Annotated in this window: 25 protein-coding genes; 14 read left to right on the top strand and 11 right to left on the bottom strand. The window is 65.3% G+C overall.

Annotated features, from left to right (window positions below):
• Window positions 1-7 precede the first annotated feature (7 nt).
• Window positions 8-1558 carry a PAS-domain containing protein gene (locus AC0J5K_RS16795; protein ID WP_274561825.1) on the bottom strand — a complete coding sequence of 517 codons (1551 nt, stop codon included), beginning with the start codon at window positions 1556-1558 and terminating at the stop codon, window positions 8-10.
• Window positions 1559-1630: 72 nt separating this feature from the next.
• On the bottom strand, window positions 1631-3028 hold the full coding sequence (gene regB / locus AC0J5K_RS16790) for a sensor histidine kinase RegB (protein WP_048533490.1): 1398 nt from the start codon (window positions 3026-3028) through the stop codon (window positions 1631-1633).
• 90 nt (window positions 3029-3118) lie between these two features.
• Between regB and AC0J5K_RS16785 the strand changes: the two genes are divergently transcribed.
• Together AC0J5K_RS16785 and AC0J5K_RS16780 are read left to right on the top strand one after the other, a co-directional pair.
• Window positions 3119-3745: an SCO family protein gene (locus AC0J5K_RS16785; protein ID WP_274561821.1), complete on the top strand. Its 627-nt coding sequence runs from the start codon at window positions 3119-3121 to the stop codon at window positions 3743-3745.
• Between the two features lie 159 nt (window positions 3746-3904).
• A complete protein-coding gene (locus AC0J5K_RS16780; protein WP_139211333.1) occupies window positions 3905-4450 on the top strand; it encodes an ActR/PrrA/RegA family redox response regulator transcription factor in 546 nt (181 codons plus the stop codon).
• Window positions 4451-4536: 86 nt separating this feature from the next.
• On the opposite strand, the gene AC0J5K_RS16775 is transcribed toward AC0J5K_RS16780, so the two are convergent.
• Window positions 4537-5133, bottom strand: a complete 597-nt coding sequence (locus tag AC0J5K_RS16775; RefSeq protein ID WP_048533487.1) for an HD domain-containing protein — start codon at window positions 5131-5133, stop codon at window positions 4537-4539.
• Window positions 5134-5320: 187 nt separating this feature from the next.
• Between AC0J5K_RS16775 and AC0J5K_RS16770 the strand changes: the two genes are divergently transcribed.
• From AC0J5K_RS16770 to AC0J5K_RS16760, 3 genes are all read left to right on the top strand, one after another.
• Window positions 5321-5623, top strand: a complete 303-nt coding sequence (locus AC0J5K_RS16770; RefSeq protein ID WP_274561816.1) for a hypothetical protein — start codon at window positions 5321-5323, stop codon at window positions 5621-5623.
• Window positions 5624-5696: 73 nt separating this feature from the next.
• The gene (ahcY, locus tag AC0J5K_RS16765) at window positions 5697-7085 is read left to right on the top strand and encodes an adenosylhomocysteinase (RefSeq protein ID WP_274561814.1); all 1389 of its coding nucleotides are present in this window, start codon (window positions 5697-5699) and stop codon (window positions 7083-7085) included.
• Window positions 7086-7285: 200 nt separating this feature from the next.
• Window positions 7286-7627 carry a DUF2853 family protein gene (locus tag AC0J5K_RS16760; protein WP_048533484.1) on the top strand — a complete coding sequence of 114 codons (342 nt, stop codon included), beginning with the start codon at window positions 7286-7288 and terminating at the stop codon, window positions 7625-7627.
• A 397-nt stretch (window positions 7628-8024) separates the two neighbouring features.
• Here the strand turns inward: AC0J5K_RS16760 and AC0J5K_RS16755 are convergent, their stop codons facing one another.
• The 5 genes from AC0J5K_RS16755 to tsaD form a co-directional block, all read right to left on the bottom strand.
• Window positions 8025-8420: a DUF1761 domain-containing protein gene (locus AC0J5K_RS16755; RefSeq protein ID WP_274561809.1), complete on the bottom strand. Its 396-nt coding sequence runs from the start codon at window positions 8418-8420 to the stop codon at window positions 8025-8027.
• Between the two features lie 107 nt (window positions 8421-8527).
• A complete protein-coding gene (locus AC0J5K_RS16750) occupies window positions 8528-8941 on the bottom strand; it encodes an EVE domain-containing protein (RefSeq protein WP_274562184.1) in 414 nt (137 codons plus the stop codon).
• Window positions 8941-9210: a YciI family protein gene (locus tag AC0J5K_RS16745; RefSeq protein ID WP_048533481.1), complete on the bottom strand. Its 270-nt coding sequence runs from the start codon at window positions 9208-9210 to the stop codon at window positions 8941-8943. Before AC0J5K_RS16745 ends, AC0J5K_RS16750 begins: the two co-directional genes overlap by 1 nt.
• A 1-nt stretch (window position 9211) precedes the next feature.
• Window positions 9212-10177 carry an NAD(P)H-dependent glycerol-3-phosphate dehydrogenase gene (locus tag AC0J5K_RS16740; protein WP_274561806.1) on the bottom strand — a complete coding sequence of 322 codons (966 nt, stop codon included), beginning with the start codon at window positions 10175-10177 and terminating at the stop codon, window positions 9212-9214.
• Window positions 10174-11268 (bottom strand): tRNA (adenosine(37)-N6)-threonylcarbamoyltransferase complex transferase subunit TsaD, encoded by a 1095-nt coding sequence (gene tsaD, locus AC0J5K_RS16735; protein WP_274561804.1) that lies wholly within the window; start codon window positions 11266-11268, stop codon window positions 10174-10176. Before tsaD ends, AC0J5K_RS16740 begins: the two co-directional genes overlap by 4 nt.
• A gap of 53 nt (window positions 11269-11321) precedes the next feature.
• Here tsaD and AC0J5K_RS16730 point away from each other — a divergent pair, with 53 nt between their 5' ends.
• The 3 genes from AC0J5K_RS16730 to AC0J5K_RS16720 are packed head-to-tail and all read left to right on the top strand — an operon-like array spanning window position 11322 to window position 15223.
• Window positions 11322-12062, top strand: coding sequence for a uroporphyrinogen-III synthase (locus tag AC0J5K_RS16730; protein WP_274561802.1), 741 nt, complete (start codon window positions 11322-11324; stop codon window positions 12060-12062).
• Between the two features lie 49 nt (window positions 12063-12111).
• The gene (locus AC0J5K_RS16725; protein WP_274561800.1) at window positions 12112-13620 is read left to right on the top strand and encodes a hypothetical protein; all 1509 of its coding nucleotides are present in this window, start codon (window positions 12112-12114) and stop codon (window positions 13618-13620) included.
• Between the two features lie 10 nt (window positions 13621-13630).
• Entirely contained in the window at window positions 13631-15223 is a 1593-nt protein-coding gene (locus AC0J5K_RS16720; protein ID WP_274561798.1) for a heme biosynthesis protein HemY, read from the top strand.
• Between the two features lie 19 nt (window positions 15224-15242).
• Here the strand turns inward: AC0J5K_RS16720 and AC0J5K_RS16715 are convergent, their stop codons facing one another.
• Genes AC0J5K_RS16715 through AC0J5K_RS16705 form a run of 3 tightly spaced genes read right to left on the bottom strand, consistent with a single transcriptional unit; the run spans window position 15243 to window position 17106 of the window.
• A complete protein-coding gene (locus tag AC0J5K_RS16715) occupies window positions 15243-16301 on the bottom strand; it encodes a YeeE/YedE family protein (protein ID WP_274561796.1) in 1059 nt (352 codons plus the stop codon).
• A 50-nt stretch (window positions 16302-16351) separates the two neighbouring features.
• Window positions 16352-16741, bottom strand: coding sequence for an ArsR/SmtB family transcription factor (locus tag AC0J5K_RS16710; RefSeq protein WP_371398825.1), 390 nt, complete (start codon window positions 16739-16741; stop codon window positions 16352-16354).
• Window positions 16738-17106 carry a thioredoxin domain-containing protein gene (locus AC0J5K_RS16705; protein ID WP_170850633.1) on the bottom strand — a complete coding sequence of 123 codons (369 nt, stop codon included), beginning with the start codon at window positions 17104-17106 and terminating at the stop codon, window positions 16738-16740. Before AC0J5K_RS16705 ends, AC0J5K_RS16710 begins: the two co-directional genes overlap by 4 nt.
• A gap of 80 nt (window positions 17107-17186) precedes the next feature.
• Between AC0J5K_RS16705 and AC0J5K_RS16700 the strand changes: the two genes are divergently transcribed.
• The 6 genes from AC0J5K_RS16700 to soxA all read left to right on the top strand — a co-directional run bounded on the left by AC0J5K_RS16700 (window position 17187) and on the right by soxA (window position 20852).
• The gene (locus tag AC0J5K_RS16700; RefSeq protein ID WP_274561793.1) at window positions 17187-17927 is read left to right on the top strand and encodes a cytochrome c biogenesis CcdA family protein; all 741 of its coding nucleotides are present in this window, start codon (window positions 17187-17189) and stop codon (window positions 17925-17927) included.
• Between the two features lie 26 nt (window positions 17928-17953).
• Complete coding sequence (locus tag AC0J5K_RS16695) at window positions 17954-18532, top strand: thioredoxin family protein (protein ID WP_048534060.1); 579 nt, start codon at window positions 17954-17956, stop codon at window positions 18530-18532.
• Between the two features lie 118 nt (window positions 18533-18650).
• Window positions 18651-19130, top strand: coding sequence for a sulfur oxidation c-type cytochrome SoxX (gene soxX / locus AC0J5K_RS16690; protein WP_274561791.1), 480 nt, complete (start codon window positions 18651-18653; stop codon window positions 19128-19130).
• A gap of 31 nt (window positions 19131-19161) precedes the next feature.
• Window positions 19162-19578: a thiosulfate oxidation carrier protein SoxY gene (gene soxY, locus AC0J5K_RS16685; RefSeq protein ID WP_048533472.1), complete on the top strand. Its 417-nt coding sequence runs from the start codon at window positions 19162-19164 to the stop codon at window positions 19576-19578.
• Between the two features lie 15 nt (window positions 19579-19593).
• Window positions 19594-19923, top strand: coding sequence for a thiosulfate oxidation carrier complex protein SoxZ (gene soxZ / locus AC0J5K_RS16680; protein ID WP_048533471.1), 330 nt, complete (start codon window positions 19594-19596; stop codon window positions 19921-19923).
• An 83-nt stretch (window positions 19924-20006) separates the two neighbouring features.
• A complete protein-coding gene (gene soxA / locus AC0J5K_RS16675) occupies window positions 20007-20852 on the top strand; it encodes a sulfur oxidation c-type cytochrome SoxA (RefSeq protein WP_274561790.1) in 846 nt (281 codons plus the stop codon).
• The last annotated feature ends 42 nt before the right edge of the window (window positions 20853-20894 follow it).

Raw genomic sequence — 20894 nt, 5'->3', positions numbered from 1 at the left:
TGGCCGATCATCGGCCGACCGGCAACCGGTCGCTCGTTTCCGGCGCGTCGGGCGACAGGCTGGGACGGGTAAAGGAGACCAGCGTCGCCCCGCCGGACAGCGGTTCGGCGCAGAAGACCAGCCGGCCCTGTTGCTGGTGCAGCACCTCGGCCCTGCGCGGCACCCTTTCGCCGAAGGAGGTGACAAAGCCCTGCAACCCCTCCCACGCCGGGCAGGGCGCGCATTCCGATTGCCAGATGCGCAGCACGTCGGGCACCGTGGTTTCGGCAAAGCTGCTGTCGGGATCAAAACGCCACATCTGGCGAAAGGCTTCGTTGGAAAAGGTCAGGATGCCAAGCTGAGAGAACACCGCCAGCGCCTTTTCCTGACGGTCGAGCACCGCGTGGCTGGTTTCCAGCTCGGCCCGGAACCGCCGGGTGAGCGAGATCTCGGCGCTGATATCCTCGAACAGAAAGGCGATGGCGCCGTCGGGATGCGGTTTGCCGGTGATCCGGTAGGTCAGCCCCGAGGGCAGGTTCCAGGTCTTGGAATAGCGGCCGTCGCGGGCGGCGGCGATCAGCGCGCCGATCTTGTCGCGCCAGCTGGCATAATTCTTCGGCTCCGGCATGATCTGGTGTTCGCGCAGATAGTCAAAGAACGCCGCCAGGCTGGGCTTGGCGGTAAGAAAGTCCACCGGCATCGACGTCAGATCGAGCAGCGCCGGATTGAACAGCGCCAGCCGCTGGTTGCGGTCGAAAATCGCCAGCCCGGTCGAAAGATGGGCAAAGGTTTTGCTCAGGGTCTGGACGAAATTGCGCTGCGCCTGCTCGGCATGCACCACGGCGTCGATATTGCTGGCATAAGACAGCAACCCGCCGGGCGTCTTGCGGCTGGTGACCGCAAACCAGTTGGTGGCCGCGCCTTCGCCCGGTTGCAGCGGCACGCGCAGCGGGGCCTCGGGCGGGCCATCCTCGGGAAGGGCAAACAGCGGCTCGTCGCCGGGTTGCGTGGCGCCGGCCTGCGCGGCGAGGCGGCTGTAGGCGTGGTTGTGCCAGCTCACCCGGCCAGCGTCATCGACCAGCCAGATCGGCGTCGGCGCCTCGGCCACCGCATTGCGCAGAAAGCGCAATTCGTTGGCCCGATCAAAGGAAATCTGCCGGTCGAACTCCTCGGGCGCATTGTCGAGCAGGGAGACGTGCACCCGGTCGCCGACCCGGGAAAACACCAGCCGCCCGCCATCGTCCTGTGCCAGCGCGGCATAGGTGCGGCGGCGCTCGGCCATGGCGGCAAAGACATCGCCGGGCCGGTCGGGCAGATCGCCAAAGCGGGCGCGAAACACCGCGCGCAGATCCTGCCAATGGTCGCCGGCGTCCGATCCGGCCTGCTGGGCCAGCACCGAGGCCGGTCCGGTGGCATCCACAAGCTCGGTGTCGCAAAACACGAAGCAGGTCCGGTCGTCGGCCGGGGTGTTCAGGGAAACAGGACCGGCGCGGCGCAGGGCCACCGCGGTCAGCAGTGTCCCGAGCAGGCTGCCGAAGAGCAGCACGGTGATTTCGGGGATGGTCAGGTCGACAGGCATCGAATCTCTCCCTCGCCTCACCATCGGACGCCAGGGTTAACAATGTCTTAAGCGGTCTTGCTGCCCCGCCGGTCAGATCTCGATCGGCCGGTTCTCTCCCAACGGCTCCGATCCTGCGCCCAACTGGGCGTCAAGCTTGCTGCGGGGCCAGATCACCTCGACCACGGCGCCGCATTTTTCGCCCGCCGCGCCGCGCGGCTCATAGGGATCGGAGGCATTGGCAAAGCTCAGTTCGGCGCCGGAGCGTTCCAGCAGGGTCTTGGCGATGAACAGCCCCAGACCCATGCCTTCGTACCCCGGCCGGCGCTTCCTGTCGGCCTCGCCGCGCCGCCGCCGGACAAAAGGATCGCCGATCCGGCCCAGCAGTTGCGGCGGATAGCCGGCGCCGTCATCGACGATGCGCACCGAGATCAGGTCATCGGTCCACATGGTGTCGATCCAGACCGTCCCGCGCGAGAAATCGACGGCGTTCTGCACGAGATTGCGCAACCCGTGGATGATCTCGGGTTTGCGGCTGACAGTGGGCACGGTGAATTCGCCGCCGGGGCCCGGCGCATGTTCATAGTGAATCGTCTTGCCGCGTTCCTCATGCGGCTCGGCGGCCTCGCGGATCAGTTCCGACAGCGGCGCGCGACGAAGCTGCATGTCCTCCTTGCCGGCGCGGCCCATCGACCGCAGGATATCGCGGCAGCGGTCGGCCTGGGCGCGGATCAGCAGCGCGTCTTCCTTCAGGTCGGGACGGTCGTCCAGCTCTTCGGCGATCTCGGCGCTGGCCAGCTTGATCGTCGCCAGCGGCGTGCCCAGCTCATGTGCGGCGGCGGCCACCACGCCGGCCAGATCGGTCAGCTTCTGTTCGCGCGCCAGCGCCATCTGGGTGGCGGTCACGGCGTCGGACATGGTGTGCAGCTCGCTGGTGACCCGGCGGGAATAGACCGAGAGAAAGATCAGCGCGATCACCATGGCTAGCCATTTGCCAAAGACGAAGATGTTGGGCGTGCGCAGCAGAAAGCCCTCTTCGGTTCGCAGCGGCAGGTGATAGACGGCCAGCAACGAGACCATGAGGATGGCGGTGGCGGCGATGAAGATCGTCGGCCGGGTGTTCAGAACCGCCGCCGAGATCAGCACCGGACCGAGCATCAGGATGGCAAAGGGATTGTGCAGCCCGCCGGTGAGAAACAACAGGAACGCCAGCTGCAACAGGTCAAACAGGCCCATCAACATGTTCTCGGTCGAGCTCAGGCGCTTGTTTTCCGGAAAGATCGCGATCGCCACGAGGTTGCCCACCACCGACAGGCCGATGGCGAAATAACACAGCCCGATCTCGAGCGAGAGGTTGAACCAGCGCTGGGCGACGATCAGGGCGGTGAGCTGACCGAAGATGGCGGCCCAGCGCAGCATGATCATGGTGCGCAGGCGGACCCAGTTGCCTCTGCGGTGCTCGGTCAGAAAGTCCGATCCCAAATCCGTCATCTGCTACGTTTTGCCCCTTGATCCCCAACCCGAGATTGATACGTCTCCCGCGAGTTTCGATCAATCATCATCATGTTACAGGAGAAGCCGATGGGCCGCATCGCCGCCTTGTTTGCCGGAGTAGCCGTGATCGCATTTGGCGGCGTCGTGGGGTACAAGTATTTTCAGGGCGACGCGTCGGGCGATCCGTTCGCCCAGTGCCGCAGCACGGCCGTGGCCGGCGGCACCGATGCCATCGGCGGGCCCTTCACCCTGATCAACAGCGCCGGCGCGTCGGTGACCGATGCCGATGTGATCACCGAACCCTCGATCCTCTATTTCGGCTATACCTTCTGCCCCGATGTCTGCCCGCTGGATTTCGCCCGCAATGCGCAGGCGGTCGATCTGCTGGCCGCGCAGGGCCACAGCGCCACGCCGGTCTTCATCACCGTCGATCCCGAGCGCGACACCCCCGAGGTTGTGGGCGATTTCGCCTATAACAACCATGAAAAGGCCATCGGCCTGACCGGGACGCAAGAACAGGTGCAGGTGGCCAGCCGGGCCTATCGCACCTATTACAAGGCACAGGACAAGAGCGACGAATATTACCTTGTCGATCATTCGACCTTTTCCTACCTGGTGCTGCCCGAGCATGGCTTTGTCGAATACTTCCGCCGCGACATCTCGCCGGAAGACATGGCGGCGCACACGGCCTGTTTCATCGAGGCGGCCGGGTGAGCGGGAAACCGGCTGTGACCACGGTGCAGAACTTTCGTGCATTAACTTGCCAGCTGCTACCTTTTGCGCCGGTTTGCAGGTTTGACACGACCGGGGACACTCTCAATAATCGCGTGAAACGGTGAGCAACCGATCGGGAGGAGCGACGATTTGGCCGAAATGACGGGGCACGAACTGGGCGAAGACAAATCGCTTTTGCTGGTCGACGATGACGAACCCTTTCTGCGGCGGCTGGCCAAGGCGATGGAAAAGCGGGGGTTCGATGTCGAGACCGCCGGATCGGTCGCCGCCGGCCGCGCCATTGCCACCGCCCGGCCGCCCGCCTTTGCCGTTGTCGACCTGCGGCTCGACGATGGCAACGGGCTCGATGTCGTCGAAGTGCTGCGCGAACGCCGGCCCGACAGCCGGGTCGTGGTGCTGACCGGCTATGGCGCGATTGCCACCGCCGTGGCGGCGGTCAAGATCGGTGCCACCGATTATCTCTCGAAACCCGCGGATGCCACCGATATCACCAACGCGCTGCTGGCCAAGGGCGACGACCTGCCGCCGCCGCCGGAAAACCCGATGTCGGCCGACCGGGTGCGCTGGGAGCATATCCAGCGGGTCTACGAGCTTTGCGACCGCAACGTATCCGAGACCGCGCGGCGGCTCAACATGCATCGCCGGACCTTGCAGCGGATCCTGGCGAAACGCTCGCCGAAATAGCCGCGGGCGCGGCCGGGACCGGCGCCGGAGTGAGGGGGCATCCCCTCACACTCCCCGCGGTGTCTTCGAACGGAAGAAGCCGGGGATCAGCAGAGTTGCAGCAGCGCCGCGTGTCGGGCGGTGAAATCGTCGCGCACCTCGCGCGGGGGGCGCAGGGTGATCGACAGGCCCTCGATCAGGGTCTTGTCGGGGCGGCCAAAGAAACCGTTGGCCTCTTTTTCGGTGAACCCGGCGATCTGGGTGGCTTCCATCCAGGCGCTGACGCGGTCGGCGCGCTTGATCTGTTTCTTGACGCTGACCGGCAGGGCGGCGGGCAGGCCGAAACGGATGTGGATGGCGGCGGTGAGCCGGCTGTCGAGCTCGCCGTAGCTGGCGCCGACGGCGGCCTTGACCGGCGAGATCATGTCCCCGATCACATATTCCGGCGCATCATGCAGCAGCGCGGCAAGCTGCCAGCGGATCGGCGCGCGCGGGTTCATCCGGCGGAACAGCGCCTCGACCAACAGTGAATGTTCGGCCACGGTATAGGCGAAATCGCCCATGGTCTGGCCGTTCCAGCGGGCGACAAAAGCCAAGCCATGGGCGATATCCTCGATTTCGATGTCCATCGGCGTCGGATCGAGCAGGTCGAGCCGGCGGCCAGAGAGCATTCTTTGCCATGCGCGCGGGGGTTTGGGGGGCATCTGGTGTCTCCGTTCGGGCATCGGTCCTAGCCCGGTTGCGGCTGCGCTGCAAATCCAAACCCACGGCCGAGCACGAGATCGTCACCCGGTGTTAATGGAACCAAAGGGCCGGAGTGCGCATTTGTATACCAGAGAACCCCGGGCCTGCGTGCCGGCTTGCATGAGGCCCCGACCAAGGAGAAGCCCCATGTTCAAACGTCTTTTCACCGCCTCGCTGGTCTTTGGCGCCGTCGCCCTCGGCCCGCCTGCCGTGGCGCAATCGACCTGTATGCCGCGTGACAATCTGGTCGATTCGCTGAACAGCAAGTTCTCGGAAACGCTCGCCGGCGGCGGCTTGCAGACCGAGCAGCGTCTGATCGAAGTCTGGCGCTCGGCCGATTCCGGCACTTTTACCATCATCATGACCCGCCCCGATGGCATTTCTTGCGTGCTGGCCGCTGGTCAGAACTGGCACGACAGCGCAGCCGTCCCGGCCGGCGTTTCTGGCTGACACCCCTCACCTTGCCCAGAGAGGGCACCGGTGCTATTTGCCGTCCGACGCTATTACCGCAAGGACCGCAGATATGACCAGTGACTTCAAGGTACGAGATATTTCGCTCGCCGACTACGGTCGCAAAGAGCTGGATATCGCCGAGACCGAAATGCCCGGGCTGATGGCCCTGCGCGAAGAATATGGTGCGGCCAAGCCGCTGAAAGGCGCCCGCATCGTCGGCTCGCTGCACATGACGATCCAGACCGCCGTGCTGATCGAGACCCTGGTGGACCTGGGCGCCGATGTGCGCTGGGCCTCTTGCAACATCTTCTCGACCCAGGACCATGCCGCCGCGGCCATCGCCAAGGCCGGCGTGCCGGTCTTTGCCGTCAAGGGCCAGTCGCTCGAAGAGCACTGGGACTATCTCGACAAGTCCTTCGCCTTCCCCGAAGGCGCCAACATGATCCTCGACGATGGTGGTGACGCCACGCTCTATGTACTCCTGGGCGCGCGGGCCGAGGCCGGCGAGGATATCCTCGCGGTGCCGGGCTCGGAAGAGGAAGAGGTGATCAAGGCGCAGATCCAAAAGCGCATGAAGGAAAGCCCCGGCTGGTTCACCAAGACCCGCGACGCGATCAAGGGCGTTTCTGAAGAGACCACCACTGGCGTGCACCGGCTTTATGATCTGCACAAGAAGGGCCAGCTGCCCTTCCCGGCGATCAACGTCAATGACTCTGTCACCAAGTCGAAGTTCGACAACAAGTACGGCTGCAAGGAATCGCTGGTCGACGGCATCCGCCGCGCCACCGACACCATGATGGCCGGCAAGGTCGCCGTGGTCTGCGGCTATGGCGACGTGGGCAAGGGCTCGGCCGCGTCTCTGCGCGGGGCCGGCGCCCGGGTGAAGGTGACCGAGGTCGATCCGATCTGCGCGTTGCAGGCGGCGATGGATGGCTTTGAAGTGACGCTTCTGGAAGATGAGATCGCCACGGCGGATATCTTCATCACCACCACCGGCAACAAGGACGTGATCCGCATCGAGCACATGCGCGAGATGAAGAACATGGCCATCGTCGGCAACATCGGCCACTTCGACAACGAGATTCAGGTGGCGAGCCTGAAGAACCACAAGTGGACCAACATCAAGGAACAGGTCGACATGATCGAAATGCCCTCGGGCAACAAGATCATCCTGCTTTCCGAGGGGCGTCTGCTGAACCTCGGCAATGCCACCGGTCACCCGTCCTTCGTGATGTCGGCGTCCTTCACCAACCAGGTGCTGGCGCAGATCGAGCTCTGGACCAAGGGCGATGAGTACGACAACCAAGTCTACATCCTGCCCAAGCATCTGGACGAGAAGGTGGCCAAGCTGCACCTCGACAAGATCGGTGCCAAGCTGACCGAGCTGGCGCCCGAGCAGGCGGCCTATATCGGCGTGACGCCGGAAGGCCCGTTCAAGCCGGAACATTACCGCTATTGAGCCACAGCGCGCTCCCTCGGACCCCGGGGGAGCGCGCCCTTCTGCCGCCATCGGGCGGCCCGCTGCGGCATCTGTGCCACGCGCTCCCCGAAGGGGGAAATCCCCACCCATATTAACCGTTGCCAGACCGCTTTGAGTGTCTGATGCTGCGCGGGGCCAAGCCAGAGCCCGGATGTACGGGACAAAAAGGGGAGACACTCATGGGAAAACGCGACGATCTTATTGCGCAATATGCGGATGATCTTCGGACGAAATGCGGGACCGAGCCGGATATGGATCTGTTGCGCAAAGTGACCATCGGATGCGGCCCGGCGATCTACAACGCCGATGCATCGACGGTCGCGGGCACGCAGCCCGAGGAATTGCAGACCGTCAAAGACAATTTCCTGGTCAAGAAGCTGGGTCTTGGCGACGGGCCGGAGCTGATGGATGCAATCACTTCGGTGATCGAGACCTATGGCCGCTCCGAGCGCAACAAATACCGCGCGGTGGTCTATTATCTCCTGACAAAGCACTTTGGCAAGGAATCGGTCTACGGTTGAGCCAAACCGATTTGACGAATATTCGGAGAGGCGTTTCGCAAGGAAGCGCCTTTTTCATTTCCGGTTGTCGAGAAAAGACCGGCAATGCCGGGGCTTGGTGGCGAAAGGGCAAGGCCGCGCCGGATGCCCTTGTTTTGTTGACCCGCCTGGCGGATGGACGGAGAACATTTACTCCATTTTTACCAAGCGGGATGAAGCTATCCGCGATTTAGGGAAAACCCTAACTTCTTAAGATTTGGATCGGGGGCGGCGTTAAGCTATTAAAGTTTCATCCCGACCAGAAAGGTTGGAGCCGAAATTCAGATCACGAAGGATGTGTGGGAGCGTCCGGGGTGAGAGGAGAGGGCTCTGACTTGATCGAAGTCAGGGCCCTTTTGCCGTCTGCCGCCCGGTCGTTTCAAAGCAGCACCAGCACCAGCCCCATCAGCGCGCAGGCCGAAGTTGCATAGCCGCCGTCGATCAGCGACAATTTGAACGGCCGGCCGCCATAGAGATTGTTGATGACGATCCAGGGGCTGATAAAGAACAAGCCGATGCCCAGGCCGGACAAAAAGCCCTTGCCCAGGGTATCGACGCCGGAGAGCGCGAAGGTGTGGCGCATCATTCCGGCGACCAGCAGCAGCATGACAAAGGTGATCGCGAAGATCGCCGGCGATTGCCCGCCCTCGGGCTTGCCATCCGCCCCGCGCTTGATGCCGGCGGCGGCCATCCAAGGCTCGGCCATCACCATGTACCAGACCGCGCCAAGGCCGAAACCGACGGCGGCGGCGATGAGGACGCTGAGAAAATCCATGTGAGTCGCTCCCTGCAAGCACGCCCGAGAATTCAGGCGAAATTAACCTTACCGCAGGATCACCGGTTTCCTTACAATTTCAATTGTTTTGTTGCCCTTAACCGCGATCAGAGCCCGCCGAGGCCACAGATATGCCGCCATTCCGCTTCGCTGACGGGCTGCACCGACAGGCGGGAGTTCTTGACCAGCACCATGTCCGACAGCGCCGGATCGGATTTGATCGTGTCGAGTGTCACCGGCTGCGGCAGCGGCTCCACCGCGCGGATATCGACGCAGTCCCAGCGGTCGTCGTCTGTCGTGCTGTCGGGATGCGCCGCGGCGCAGACCTCGACGATGCCGACGATCTCGCGGGCCTTTTGCGAGTGGTAGAAAAAGCCGCGGTCGCCCACGGCCATCTCGCGCATGAAATTGCGGGCCTGGTAGTTGCGCACGCCGTCCCATTCCTCGCCCGCCGCGCCCTTGGCGAGTTGATCCGCCCAGGACCATGTAGAGGGCTCGGATTTGAACAGCCAATAGCGCATCAGCCGACGACCTTCTTCCATTCGATCAGCTCGACCTTGTCGAACAGTGCGGCCTTGGCATACGGGTCATTCGCCGCCCAGCTCTCTGCCGCTTCCATGTTCTCGACATCGAGGATCACCAGCGAGCCGATCATGCCGTCGTTTTCGATCAGCGGCCCGGCCTGAAACACCACCCCGGTCTCTTCGATATAGGCGAGATGGGCGTCGCGGTTGTCCTTGCGGGTTTGCAGGGCACCGGCTTTGTCGCGGGCGATCAGGGCTATCAGCATGTCACTCTTCCTTCAGGGGTCGGGCGAGAAGCTGGTCCATCGCTGCGCCGACGTCAAGCTCGCCGGCGATGATTGCGGTGACGGCACGGGTGATCGGCATTTCGACCCCGTGGCGCTCGGCAACCCCGAGCATGGCGCGGGCGGTGGCGGCGCCTTCGACGGTGGTGCCGGCGGCAAACTCCTCGTTGCGGCCCAATGCCTGGCCGAAGCGGTAGTTGCGCGACTGGGTCGAGGTGCAGGTCAGCGTCAGGTCGCCAAAGCCCGAGAGGCCTGCCAGGGTTTCCGACCGGGCGCCAAGCGCCTGGGCGATGCGGGTCATCTCGGCAAAACCGCGGGTCATCAGCGCGGCACGGGCCGACTCGCCCAGCCCGGCGCCGATCACCACGCCGCTGGCGATGGCGATCACGTTCTTCAGCCCGCCGCCCAGTTCGGCGCCGGTGACATCGGTGGTGCGATAGAGCCGCAGGTTGCGGGTCGAGAGCTGTTCCTGCAATCTCCGGCCGCATTCCTTGTCGCCGCAGGCCAGCGTCAGCGCGGTGGGCAACCCCCGGGCAATATCGGCGGCAAAGCTCGGTCCGGTCAGGATCGCCGCCTGTGCCTGCGGCAGGATGCGGCTGATCAGGCTGACCGGGCCTTCGCCGGTGCGCAGGGAAAACCCCTTGCAGCAGGCCACCAGAGTCTTTTGCGCCAGCGTCCCGGCATTGTCGGTGAGCAACGTCTCGAGCTGTTGCATCGGCACCGAGAGCAGCACGGTGTCGGGCGCGGTGGTCTCGGCAAAATCGCCGGTGGCCGTCAGGCGCTCGGGAAAGCCCGCGCCGGGCAGGCGCCGGGCGTTTTCGCGCGCGGATTGCATCTCGGCCATGGCGGCGGCATCGCGCCCCCAGAGCACCACGTCCCGGCCGGCGGCGGCCAGCGAGATGGCCAGCGAGGTGCCGAAAGCGCCGGCTCCGATCACGCCGATACTCATGCCTTGGCTCCTTTTTTGCCGCTGCCCAGCATTGGCGCGGCGCTTTTGTCCAGCGGCCAGCGGGGGCGGGCCGCGAGGGTCATGTCGTCAACCTTGCCCAGCGCCATGCGTTCCAGCCCGGCATAGGCGATCATCGCCGCATTGTCGGTGCAAAGCGCCAGCGGCGGCGCGGTAAAGCCCGCGCCCGCCTCGGCGCAGACCGCTTGCAGCGCCGCGCGGATCGGCTGGTTCGCGGCGACGCCACCGGCAACGGCCAGCATCGGCTGCGCCGGCGACTCGGCGAGATAGGCCGCAAGCGCGCGGCGGGTCTTTTCCGCCAGCACATCCACCACGGCGGCCTGAAACCCGGCACACATGTCGGCCCGGTCCTGTCGGGTCAGCCCGCCCTTGTCGGCGATCACCCCGTCGCGGGTGCGCAGCAAGGCGGTCTTCAGCCCCGAAAACGACATGTCGCAACCCGGCCGGTCGAGCAGCGGGCGCGGAAAGGCAAAGCGCCGGGCCGCGCCCTGTTCCGCCTCGGCCTCGACCGAGGGGCCCCCGGGCTGGGCCAGCCCGAGAAGCCGCGCGGTCTTGTCGAAGGCTTCGCCGGGGGCGTCGTCGATGGTGCCGCCGAGGCGGGTGAACTCTTCGGGGCCGCGGGCGATCAGGAACTGGCAATGGCCGCCGGACACCAGCAGCATCAGGTAGGGGAAGGCCGCGCCGTCGGTCAGCCGCGGGGTCAGCGCATGGCCGGCCAGATGGTTCACGCCGATCAGCGGCAGGCCGGTGCCCGCCGCAAGTCCCTTGGCGCACATCACGCCCGAGACGACGCCGCCGATCAACCCCGGCCCGGCGGTCACCGCGATGCCGTCGAGCGCGTCAAAGCCCAGCCCGGCCCGGGCCAGCGCCTCCTTGACGCAGACATCGAGCCGCTCGGCATGGGCACGGGCGGCGATTTCCGGCACCACGCCGCCAAACTCCTTGTGCAGCCCGGTCTGACCCTCGACCACCGAGGCAAGGACCTGGGCCGCGCCGGGGGCGCCGCACACCACGGCGGCGGCGGTGTCGTCGCAGCTGCTTTCAAGGCCGAGAAGGGTGAGCGATTGGGTCATCTGACGCGCCGGTTCGTTGCGGAGGGAACAGGGCGCAGGTAACACTTGCCATGATGGCAAACAATCCCGCCCAACACCCGCCCGCGCTGCTGCTGACCCGGCCCCGCGTCGATGCCGAGAGCTTTCTGGCCGATCTGCGCCGGAGCGTCACGCCCGGCACCGTGGTGATTTCGCCGGTGCTGCGGATCGTGGCCACGGGGGCGGTGCCGGATCTGGCCGGGGTGACGGCGGTGATCTTTACCTCGGCAAATGGCGTACGCGCCGGCAAGCTGCCGCCCGGGCTGCGCGCCTTCTGCGTCGGGTGCAAGACCACGCAGGCGGCGCAGGCGGCCGGGTATGTCGCCGAAATGGTGGGCGAAACCGCCGATCAGCTTGTCGCGCATCTGGCCGGGTTGCGGCCCGAGGGTGGCATGCTGCACCTGCGCGGCCGGCATGCGCGCGGCGATGTGGCGGCGCGGCTCACCGCGATGGGAATGAACGCGCGCGAAACGATCGTTTATGATCAGCAGGCCTGTGACTTTACTCGCGAGGCGCGTGCGCTACTTGACGCAGAGAAGCCGGTGATCCTGCCGCTGTTTTCCCCGCGAAGCGCCGAGATCGTCGTGCGGCAGGCCCGGGCGCGGGCGCCGCTCTGGGTCGTGGCGCTCAGCCCGGCGGTGGCCAGCTGTGCAGCGCCCCTGAAACCAGAGCGGCTGGTGATCGCCGCGCGGCCCGATCGTGCGGCGATATGCGCAGCCGTGGCCGGGGTCATTGGTGGGGGAAGTCCGCTTGAGGGGCCCTCGAGGGTGCCATAAGGTAATGATATTGCGCCGCAGCAGTAAGATTCGGAAAGGGTGATCCTTGGTGTCAAATTCGAAAGAGCCGAAACCGGAAGAAACCGAAGACAAGACGGCGGCCGACGACCGGACAGATGCGCCGGAGGTCTCGGATACCGCCGATGAGGCTGCGGGCCCCGAGACCCCCCCGGAAGGTGCGGCCGACACGATTACCACCGGCGACGATACCTATCCCGTCGATGAGGGCGACATGATTTCCGGCGGCGATGACTCCTTTCCCGCCGATGAGGCCGATACGCTGGCCGCCGATGAGGCCGACACGCTGACGTCGGGCGCGGATACGCCAGCCGCCGGCGACAGCGCGGAGCCGCCCGAAGGCGGTGTCGAAGACGCCGATCCGCTGGCCGCCCCAGATCCGGTGCAGGCCGAGATGGCCGCCGACGAGGCCGGAGCGGATGCCGGCAATGAGCCCGAGCCCGAGGTCTTTGACGATGCCGAGCCGCCGCAGGCGGCGGCGCCGGTTGCGCCGCCGGTTACTGAAAAGGTGATCGAGCGTCGGGGGGGCTTTGTGCCGATGGTGCTGGGCGGCATCGTTGCCGCCGGGCTGGGCTATGGTGCCGCCTATTTCCTGGGGCAGGATGACAGCTTCGAAACCGAGACCCGCGCCGCGCTCGAGGCGCAGACCGCGCGGCTGGACGACGTGTCGGAGCAGATCACCGGCATGGCCGCCGATGTAACCGTGCGGATCGACACGCTTGCCGCTGACCTCGCCACCACGCAAGAGGCGTTGGGCGTCACCGAAAGCGAGCTGGGGGCGCAGAACGAACGGCTGACCGGTGTCGAGGCGCTGCGCGAGGAGATCGCGGCGATTGACGAACGCCTGACGACGCTGGCGAAACGGCCGATTGCCGATACCGTCTCGCGCGAGGCGATTGCGGCCTATGAAGCCGAGCTGGAGCGGCTGCGCGGCTCGATGGAAGAGCAGCGCCTGGCGATCGAAGAGACGATTGCCGCCGAAAAGGCCGAGATCGAGCAGATCGCGGCCGAAGCCACCCAGATGGAGGAACGCGCGCTGGAAGAGGCGCGGATTTCCGCCGCGCGCACGGCGCTGACCCAGGTGCTGACCGCGCTCGAGGCCGGCGATCCCTTTGCCGAGCCGCTGGCGACGCTGGCCGAGAACGTGGACGCGCCGATGACGGCGCTTGAGGCGGCGGCCTCCGACGGGGTGGTGACCCAGGCGGCGCTGCGCGAACGCTTCCCCGATGACGCGCGCGCCGCGCTGCGCGCCGCGCGCGCGGCCGGAACGGATGACGTCGACGGCGGCATCGGCGGCGTGCTGGAAAAGATGTTCGAGGTGCGTTCGGTCGAGCCGCGTGACGGCGTCGACACCGACGCCATTCTGTCACGCGCCGAAGCGGCGGTGCGCAGCGGCAACTTGCGTGTCGCACTTGATGAAATAACGGCTCTGCCGGATGCGGCGAAAGAGCCATTGGCCCAATGGGTGGCGGATGCCGAAACCCGGATGTCGGCGCTGGACGAAGCCAACGCCATCGCGGCACGCCTGAACCAGGGATAAGGACGAATTCATGCTTTGGTCACTTCTGAAAATCCTCGTCTTTGTCGCCGTGGTTCTGGCGCTTGCCTGGGGCGCCGGCTGGCTTCTGGAATATGATGGCGCGGGGCTGCGCGTCACCTTCAACGGTCAGGAATTCACCTTTACCGCCTTGCAGGCCGTGCTTGCCCTGATGGCGCTGCTGGTGGCGCTCTGGGTGTTGCTCAAGGTGGTGTCCTTCCTCGTGGCGCTGCTGCGCTTCGTCAATGGCGATGAAACCGCGATCTCGCGCTATTTCGACCGCAACCGCGAGCGCAAGGGCTTTCAGGCGCTGAGCGACGGGCTGATGGCGCTGGCCTCGGGCGAGGGCAAGCTGGCGATGGCCAAGGCCGCCAAGGCCGACCGCTATCTCAACAAGCCCGAGCTGACCAACCTGCTGACCGCTCAGGCCGCCGAGATGGCCGGCGACCGCGGCAAGGCCGAGGCGGTCTACAAGAAGCTGGTGGCCAACGAGAAAACCCGTTTCGTCGGCGTGCGCGGCGTGATGAAGCAGCGGCTGGCCGATGGCGACACCGATACCGCGCTGAAGCTGGCCGAGCGGGCCTTTGCGATCAAGCCCAAGCATGAAGAGACGCAGGATATCCTGCTCAAGCTTCAGGCCGATCACGGCGATTGGGCCGGGGCGCGCAAGACGCTGAACGCCAAGTTGAAATCCGGCAACCTGCCGCGCGACGTGCACCGCCGGCGCGAGGCCGTTCTGGCGCTGTCGGAGGCGCGCGAGGTGGCCGCCGATGGCCGGACCATCGAACAGCGCGAAACCGCGATCGAGGCCAACCGGCTCTCGCCCGAGCTGATCCCGGCGGCGGTGATGGCGGCGCGCAGCTATATCGAGCAGGGCAAGCCGAAATACGCCACGCGGGTGATCAAGAAGGCCTGGGAGGCGCAGCCGCATCCCGATCTGGCCGCCACCTTTGCCGCCATCGAGCCCGACGAGACGCCGGCAGCCCGGATCAAGCGCTTTCAGCATCTGACCCGGCTGGCGCCGGAGCATCGCGAGACCAAGCTGCTCTTGGCCGAGCTGCATATCGCGGACGAGGATTTCCCCGGTGCCCGCCGGGCGCTGGGCGATCTGGCCGAGACCGGTCCCGACACCCGCACGCTGACCATCATGGCCGCCATCGAACGCGGCGAAGGCGCCTCGGATGCGGTGGTCAAGGGCTGGCTGGCCCGGGCGCTGAATGCGCCGCGCGGGCCGCATTGGGTCTGCGACAATTGCTCGAACATCCAGAGCGAATGGTCGGCGACCTGCACCAATTGCGGCGCGCTCGACACGCTGAGCTGGAAGACGCCGCCGGCCGAGGCTGCCTCGTCCAGCGCCGACAGCGCCATGCTGCCGCTGATCGTCGGTGCGATCGAGGATCATTCCGGCCGGGACATGGCGACGCAGGACAGCGTGATTGCCGGGGAGGCAATGCACAACGGTCCGGGCACGGGCGACGTCTCGGCCGAAGGCGCCGAGGACGATCAGACCATGGCCGAGAAGCTGGCCGAGGATAACACGCCGCCGGCGGCGGGAAAGATGGCGGATGACGCCGAGATCGTCGGCGAGGATACCCCCCGGGCCTGACGGCCCGGGCGTGCCCCGGTCATTCGGCCGGGGCAAACCCCAGCATCAGCTGACGCAGCCCGATGTAGCCGCCGGCGAGGATCGAGGCCAGCGTCACCGGCGCGCTCCAGGCCAGCAGGGACATGGCCGAGAGGCCCTGTCCGACGCTGCACCCGGTGGCCACCACCGCCCCCAGCCCCATCAGCGCCGCACCGCCGATCTGGCGGCGCAATTCGCGCGGGTCGTCGCAGGCCTCCCAGCGGAACTGGCCTTTGATCATCGACCCGAGGAAGGCCCCGGCCAGCACCCCAAGCACCGAGCCGGTGCCGAAATTCAGCGCCACCCCCGACGACAGCATGGCATAGAGAAGGGTGTCGCCGAGCGGTTTGGAAAAGGTATGTGACGAGACTGCGATATCGTCCCAGCCATGGCGCGCAACCCAGGAGGTGCCGGCCCAGGCGCTGACGATCGCCAGCCCGACCACCGCGCCCCAGATCAGCGTTTCGCGAGAGCGGCGCACCCGCGCCGGCGCGGCGACAAAGGCGAGGATCGCCAGCCCGATGGCCAGCCCCGGCAGCGCCACCGGCAGGCCGGTCAGCCGGGCCAGCGCATGGGCCAGGCCGGGCAGCGCCTGCGGATCGGTCTCGACCACCGGAAAGACCGTGATGCGCAGCGCGGCCAGCGGCCCCGACAGCACCACATAGGCCGAGATGCCGGTGACCAGCACGATCACGAAGGACCGCAGGTCGCCGCCGCCGAGGCGGGCAAGCGCGCCAAAGCCGCAATTGCCGCTGATGGCCATGCCATAGCCAAAGACCAGTCCGCCCAGCACCGAAGCGACAGGCGACCAGGCGGTGGCAAGGTAGATCGGGGCGGCGGGGTCGAGCCAGCCCAGCGCGATCAGCACGAAGCTGCCGGTCACGGCGCTGCCGATGGCGATGCCCCACATCCGCAGGCGCAGGTCGCTGCTGGAATAGAAATAATCCTCGATCGCACCGAGGGTGCAGAACCGCCCGAGCCGCGCCGCGAGGCCCAGCATCAGGCCGCTCAGCAGTCCGACAAGCGCCACGGCGGTGGCGTCGCCCATGGTGTCCAGCATCGGTCCTCCCTCCCCGAGATCCCGGCCGCCGGGGCCTGCCTGGCGCGGGCCTAGCGGTCTTCCGTGTCCGGCCGGCAGAACATGTCGTAGACGATTTCCATGATCTGGCGCGGCCGGTCGTCGGCCAGCGAATAATAGATCGCCTTGCCATCGCGCCGTGGCTTGACCATGCCTTCGAGCCGCAGCCGCGAAAGCTGTTGCGACACCGCCGCCTGGCGCGCCGAGAGCAGATCCTCCAGCTCGGTCACCGATTTTTCGCCGGTGGCCAGATGACAGAGGATCATTAGCCGCCCCTCGTGGCCCAGCGCCTTGAGGAAATTGGCGGCGTTGGTGGCGTTTTCCATCATCCGCTCGATGTCTTCCTCGCAGGTATTCTCGTCGAACGCCGGAAGCGGCGATGCCTTTGCCGCGCCAAGGGTGGTGTTCATCGCGTCGGTCATCCTGCTGCCTCTTGCGTCCTGGCGGTATCGATCAGCCTGCCGAGCAGGCCCCAGAAGAAATCCTCGCCCGGATAACCTTCGATGCGCCCGCTCTCGACGCCGTCGACCATCAGCACGAAGGTCGGCGTGAAATGCAGGTCGCGGGCGAACTGCATGTCGTCCGGCGGGCGGTCGCGGATGTCGATCCGCCGCAGGGGCGCCTGGGCGCCCTCGTCGGTCTTGGGATAGACCGGTCCGACTTCCTTGTTCCACTTGGCGCACCAGACGCAGCCGGGTTCCTCGACCATCACAAGCGCCATTTCGGCACGGGCAGCCGTGGCCAGCAGCATCAGCGCCGACAGCAGAAGCGGGACAATCTTCAGCATGCGAATTGATTTCATTTGATCCGAACCTGATATACTACCTAATCTGAATATGTGAATTTTACAAGCGGGACGGGCCTACGATGTTCGATGTCACTTTCGCAGGCGCTCTTCTGGCCGGATTGCTGTCATTCCTGTCACCCTGCGTCCTGCCGATCGTGCCGTTCTATCTCAGCTACCTCGCCGGGGTCGGGATGAACCAGGTGACCGCCAGCGCCGAGATCTCGGGCGCGGTGCGGCTGCGCGCCGTGCTGGCGGCAAGCTGTTTCGCGCTCGGCGTGATCACGGTCTTTGTGGCGCTCGGGGCCTCGGCCACGGTCTTTGGCCAGATGCTGCGCGACTATTTCGACATCCTGCGCTGGCTGGCGGCGGCGGTGATCCTCGTCATGGGGCTGCATTTCCTGGGCGTGATCCGCATCGGGTTGCTCTATCGCCAGTTCCGCGCCGACACCGGCGCGACCTCGAACATGAGCCTGGTCGGCGCTTATGTGATCGGGCTCGCCTTTGCCTTTGGCTGGACGCCCTGCGTCGGCCCGGTGCTGGCGGCGATCCTGTTCACCGCGGCGGGGCAGGAGACCGCCGGAACCGGCGCGGCGCTGCTGTTTGTCTATGGCCTCGGGATGACCTTGCCGTTTATTCTGGCGGCGATGTTCATCGGGCCGTTCATGCGCTGGATGGCGCGGTTTCGCCGCCACCTGCCCAAGATCGAAAAGGCGATGGGCGCGCTGTTGATCGTCTTTGGCGTGCTGATTGCCACCGATACGATGAACTACATCGGTCAATGGATGCTCGAGACCTTTCCGGTCTTCATGCAGATCGGTTGACCACGACCTTCAAGGGGGAGGACGACATGACACGTTGGATCACAAGCCTCGCGGCGCTGCTGCTGGCGCTGCCGCTCTGGGCGGCAGAACTGGGCGACGACGGGCTGTACAAGACGGACTGGATGCGCGACACGTTCAAGGACCTGCGCGAGGATCTGGAAGAGGCCAATGCCGAAGGCAAGCGGCTGGCGCTGATCTTCGAGCAGCGCGGCTGCGTCTATTGCGACAAGATGCACAAGGAAGTGTTTCCGCGCCCCGAGATCGCCCGCATGATCAAGGACAATTACTTCGTGGTGCAGCTCAACCTGCATGGCGACATCGAGGTGACCGATTTCGACGGCGAGACGCTGAGCGAAAAGGACATGGCGCGCAAATGGGGGATTCTCTTTACCCCGACGGTGATGTTCCTGCCGGAAGAGGTGGCGCAGGATGCAACCGCGCCGCAGGTGGCGGTGGCGGTGATGCCCGGGGCCTTTGGCGCTGGCACCACGCTCGACATGTTCACTTGGGTTGCGGAAAAGAGGTATCTGCTTGATAACGGCGAGGATTTTCAGCGATACCACGCGCGGATGATCCAGGAACGCGACGATGGCAGCACCGATTGATTCAAATCAACTAATTCAAACTCATGAATTTGTTGTTGCGTCCGGCTGCCGCAGTGGACTACGGTACGCAAAGCAACCTGATACAAAAAATTACAAGGTAGCGACTTAGGGAGGGAATATGAGGCTCACGACACTAGCACTGGCGGTTGCCTCGCTGGGCGCGCAGGCCGCGCTCGCGGCAGAAGTGGCCCCGCAGGATGTGACCTACGACGATTACGGCGCCATTGCGACTTCGCTGTCGGGCGCACCGGGCGACCCGGAAAGCGGCGCGATGATCATGAAGACCAAATCCAAGGGCAATTGCATCTCGTGCCACGAGGTGACCGAGCTCAAGGATGCGCCGTTCCATGGCGAGGTCGGTCCGATCCTCGATGGCGTCGGTTCGCGCTGGGAAGAGGCCGAGCTGCGCGGCATCGTCGCCAATGCCAAGATGACTTATGACGGCACGGTGATGCCGGCATTCTACAAGACCAGCGGTTTCATCCGTCCCGGCAACGGCTTTACCGGCAAGGCGGGCGAAGAGCCGCTGCCGCCGCTGCTGACGGCGCAGGAGATCGAAGACGTGGTGGCGTTCTTGATGACGTTGAAAGACGAGTGACCGCCCGTCAGACGAGACAAGGAGACAAATGATGGATTTCACGCGACGCGAAACGCTGGCTCTCGGTGCCGGTGCCGCGCTTCTGACCGTCCTGCCGTTCCGCGCCTTTGCGTCGGTGGACGATCTTATCAATGATTTCACCGGCGGAGCCGAAACCGGTGAGGGCGGGCTCGAGCTGACCGCGCCCGAGATCGCCGAGAACGGCAACACAGTCCCGATCGAGGTTTCGGCCCCCGGCGCCACCGCCATCGCGGTCTTTGCCGCCGGCAACCCGGCGCCGCCGGTCGCGACGTTCAACTTCGGCCCGCTGGCCGCCGCGCAGGAGGCCGCCACGCGGATTCGCCTTGCCGGAACCCAGGACGTGATTGCCGTCGCACAGATGGCCGACGGCAGCTTTGTCCGCGCCTCGAAGACCGTCAAGGTCACCATCGGCGGCTGCGGCGGCTAACAAGGAGACAGAACAATGGCAAAAGGTGTGAAACCCCGCGTCAAGGTGCCCAAGAAGGCCCAGGCCGGCGAAGCGATCACGATCAAGACCCTGATCAGCCACACGATGGAATCCGGCCAGCGCAAGGACAAGGACGGCAACACCATCCCGCGCTCGATCATCAATCGGTTCACTTGTGATTTCAACGGCGAGAACGTGATCGATGTCACGCTGGAACCGGCGATCTCGACCAACCCGTACTTTCAGTTTCAGGCCACGGTGCCTGAATCGGGTGAATTCAAGTTCACCTGGTATGACGATGACGGCTCGGTCTATGAGGAAGCCAAGGAAATCGCGGTCGGCTGAGGCCCCTGCCTGCTCCGGATGGACCGGGGCGGGCGCGCCATCTGACCCCGAAAACGGGGCAGGACAGCTTAGGGAGGGAAGATATGAAATTTACCGCACTCACTGCCGCAGCATTGTTGGCCGCGGCACCGGCCTTTGCCGGCGGTCCTGACGATGACGCGCTGGTCATCAACGGCGACGTCGAGATGGTCTCCAAGGCCGACGCCCCCGCCCATCTGGACGGTGCGCTGGGCGACAAGGTGATCTCGGGCTGGCACTACCGCACCAACGAGACCCAGGCGCTGGAGCTCGACGATTTCGACAACCCCGGCATGATCTTTGTCGATCAGGCGCTGGATCAGTTCGAGGTGGTCGAAGGCGCCGCCGGCAAGAGCTGTGCCTCCTGTCACGAGGACATCGAGAGTTTTGCCGGGCTCACCGCAGAAATGCCCAAGGTCAACGAGGCCGGCGAACTGGTGGTGATGGAAGATCTGGTCAACACCTGCCGCACCGAGCGCATGGAAGCCGAACCGTGGAAATGGTCGGGCGCCGAGATGCAGGGCATGATCGCCGCCATCGCGCATCAGTCGCGCGGCATGCCGATGAACGTGGCCATCGACGGCCCGGCCCAGGATTACTGGGAGCAGGGCAAGGAGATGTATTACACCCGCTATGGCCAGCTCGAGCTGTCCTGTGCCTCCTGCCATGAGGACAACAACGGCAACTACATCCGCGCCGATCACCTCAGCCAGGGCCAGATCAACGGCTTTCCGACCTATCGTCTGAAGCAGGCCAAGCTGATCTCCAAGCACAACCGCTTCCGCGGCTGCATCCGCGACACCCGCGCCGAGACCTTTGCCGAGGGCTCCGACGAGTTCCGCGCGCTGGAGCTCTATGTCGCCTCGCGCGGCAACGGCCTCTCGGTCGAGACACCGGCGGTTCGCCAATAATCCACGCCCCGCGCCGGTTTCTCTGGCGCGGGGTTTTCTGTT

The organism is Marinovum sp. E3 (genome assembly GCF_055755275.1).
The sequence above is the reverse complement of the archived record's forward strand: the minus strand, read 5'-3'. Positions and strand labels throughout refer to the sequence as shown.

Excerpts from the sequence above, each read along its gene's own strand:
- ahcY (WP_274561814.1), top strand. The coding sequence starts at position 5,697 with ATGACCAGTGACTTCAAGGTACGAGATATTTCGCTCGCCGACTACGGT.
- AC0J5K_RS16715 (WP_274561796.1), bottom strand. The coding sequence starts at position 16,301 with ATGCTGGACACCATGGGCGACGCCACCGCCGTGGCGCTTGTCGGACTG.
- regB (WP_048533490.1), bottom strand. The coding sequence starts at position 3,028 with ATGACGGATTTGGGATCGGACTTTCTGACCGAGCACCGCAGAGGCAAC.
- AC0J5K_RS16740 (WP_274561806.1), bottom strand. The coding sequence starts at position 10,177 with ATGAGTATCGGCGTGATCGGAGCCGGCGCTTTCGGCACCTCGCTGGCC.
- AC0J5K_RS16695 (WP_048534060.1), top strand. The coding sequence starts at position 17,954 with ATGACACGTTGGATCACAAGCCTCGCGGCGCTGCTGCTGGCGCTGCCG.
- AC0J5K_RS16720 (WP_274561798.1), top strand. The coding sequence starts at position 13,631 with ATGCTTTGGTCACTTCTGAAAATCCTCGTCTTTGTCGCCGTGGTTCTG.
- AC0J5K_RS16745 (WP_048533481.1), bottom strand. The coding sequence starts at position 9,210 with ATGCTGATAGCCCTGATCGCCCGCGACAAAGCCGGTGCCCTGCAAACC.
- AC0J5K_RS16795 (WP_274561825.1), bottom strand. The coding sequence starts at position 1,558 with ATGCCTGTCGACCTGACCATCCCCGAAATCACCGTGCTGCTCTTCGGC.
- soxZ (WP_048533471.1), top strand. The coding sequence starts at position 19,594 with ATGGCAAAAGGTGTGAAACCCCGCGTCAAGGTGCCCAAGAAGGCCCAG.
- tsaD (WP_274561804.1), bottom strand. The coding sequence starts at position 11,268 with ATGACCCAATCGCTCACCCTTCTCGGCCTTGAAAGCAGCTGCGACGAC.
- AC0J5K_RS16770 (WP_274561816.1), top strand. The coding sequence starts at position 5,321 with ATGTTCAAACGTCTTTTCACCGCCTCGCTGGTCTTTGGCGCCGTCGCC.
- AC0J5K_RS16705 (WP_170850633.1), bottom strand. The coding sequence starts at position 17,106 with ATGCTGAAGATTGTCCCGCTTCTGCTGTCGGCGCTGATGCTGCTGGCC.
- AC0J5K_RS16700 (WP_274561793.1), top strand. The coding sequence starts at position 17,187 with ATGTTCGATGTCACTTTCGCAGGCGCTCTTCTGGCCGGATTGCTGTCA.
- AC0J5K_RS16775 (WP_048533487.1), bottom strand. The coding sequence starts at position 5,133 with ATGCCCCCCAAACCCCCGCGCGCATGGCAAAGAATGCTCTCTGGCCGC.
- soxA (WP_274561790.1), top strand. The coding sequence starts at position 20,007 with ATGAAATTTACCGCACTCACTGCCGCAGCATTGTTGGCCGCGGCACCG.
- AC0J5K_RS16785 (WP_274561821.1), top strand. The coding sequence starts at position 3,119 with ATGGGCCGCATCGCCGCCTTGTTTGCCGGAGTAGCCGTGATCGCATTT.
- AC0J5K_RS16760 (WP_048533484.1), top strand. The coding sequence starts at position 7,286 with ATGGGAAAACGCGACGATCTTATTGCGCAATATGCGGATGATCTTCGG.
- AC0J5K_RS16750 (WP_274562184.1), bottom strand. The coding sequence starts at position 8,941 with ATGCGCTATTGGCTGTTCAAATCCGAGCCCTCTACATGGTCCTGGGCG.
- soxY (WP_048533472.1), top strand. The coding sequence starts at position 19,162 with ATGGATTTCACGCGACGCGAAACGCTGGCTCTCGGTGCCGGTGCCGCG.
- AC0J5K_RS16730 (WP_274561802.1), top strand. The coding sequence starts at position 11,322 with ATGGCAAACAATCCCGCCCAACACCCGCCCGCGCTGCTGCTGACCCGG.
- soxX (WP_274561791.1), top strand. The coding sequence starts at position 18,651 with ATGAGGCTCACGACACTAGCACTGGCGGTTGCCTCGCTGGGCGCGCAG.
- AC0J5K_RS16710 (WP_371398825.1), bottom strand. The coding sequence starts at position 16,741 with ATGACCGACGCGATGAACACCACCCTTGGCGCGGCAAAGGCATCGCCG.
- AC0J5K_RS16755 (WP_274561809.1), bottom strand. The coding sequence starts at position 8,420 with ATGGATTTTCTCAGCGTCCTCATCGCCGCCGCCGTCGGTTTCGGCCTT.
- AC0J5K_RS16780 (WP_139211333.1), top strand. The coding sequence starts at position 3,905 with ATGACGGGGCACGAACTGGGCGAAGACAAATCGCTTTTGCTGGTCGAC.